Raw genomic sequence first — 1,397 nt, forward strand, 5'->3', positions numbered from 1 at the left:
GGGGACGGCGTAGACGTCCTCGTCCATGCCGTCGCGGCCGGCCATCAGATGGTGGAAGAACAGACCCTCCTGCAACGGAGCCAGCGGATAGACATCCGCCACGTTCGCCGCACCACCCTCCACCGCGGCCACCACCCGCGCCAACTCCTGCTCGCCCAGCTCGACCAGCGGCAGCATCTCCGGGGTGATCTCGGTTGCACCGGCCGGAATCACATTCGCCGGCACCACCACCCGCTCCGGACCAGCCACCGAGGCCAACCCCGCCGGAGTCGGCGACTCGAACAACGCCCGCACCGACACCGACACACCCCGCGCACGCGCCGCCTCCACCAACGACACCGCCAACAACGAATGCCCACCCAACCGGAAGAAATCATCTTCCACACCCACATCCGCCACCCCCAACACCTCGGCGAACACCCCGCACAGAACCTCCTCCTGCACCGACACCGGACCCCGCCCCGAACCCCCCACAAACTCCGGCACCGGCAACGCCGCCCGGTCCACCTTCCCATTCACCGTCAACGGCAACTCCTCCAACACCACCACCGCAGACGGCACCATGTACCCCGGCAACCGCCCCACAGCAAACTCCCGCACCACACCCGCCAGACCATCCCCCGACACACCCTCAGCCGGCACCACATAAGCAACCAACCGCACATCACCCGGAACATCCTCACGCGCAACCACCACAGCCCGCCCCACACCCCCACACCCCGACACCACAGCAGCCACCTCACCCGGCTCCACCCGGAAACCACGCACCTTCACCTGCTCATCCGCACGCCCCACGAACACCAACCGCCCATCCACCGTCCACCGCGCCCGGTCCCCCGTGCGATACATCCGCTCACCCACACCCCCGAACGGACACGCCACGAACCGCTCCGCCGTCAACCCCGCACGCCCCACATAACCCCGCGCCACCTGACCACCCGCCACATACACCTCACCAGCCACCCCCACCGGCACCGGCCGCAACCCACCATCCAGCACCAGCACACAACTACCCGCCACCGGAGCACCCATCGGCACCACCACACCCGAACCATCCACCCCACCAGCCGTCACCATCACCGTCGACTCCGTCGGACCATAGGTGTTCACCAACCGCCGCCCGGCACCCCACACCCGCGCCAACTCCACCGAAATCGGCTCCGCACCCACCAGAACCGTCCCCAACCCCGGAACCCGACCCGGATCCAACACCGCCAGCAACGACGGCACCACACTCGCCGCCCGCACCCCCGCCCCACACACCAACTCCACCAACAACCCCGTATCCACCCGCTCCGCAGCCGACGCCACCACCAACCGGCCACCCGCCGACAACGTCACCGCCACATCCAACACCGACGCATCAAAACTGAACGACGCGAACTGCAACACCGGCA

Annotated in this window: 1 protein-coding gene; it reads right to left on the reverse strand. The window is 68.1% G+C overall.

The annotated features are described in order from the left end of the window. A partial coding sequence (locus tag ABZ845_RS31950; protein WP_360987063.1) for an AMP-binding protein occupies positions 1-1,397 on the reverse strand: 1,397 nt, incomplete at both ends.

Origin of the sequence: Streptomyces sp. NPDC047022, from assembly GCF_040644155.1 — a bacterium.
Lineage (GTDB): Bacteria > Actinomycetota > Actinomycetes > Streptomycetales > Streptomycetaceae > Streptomyces.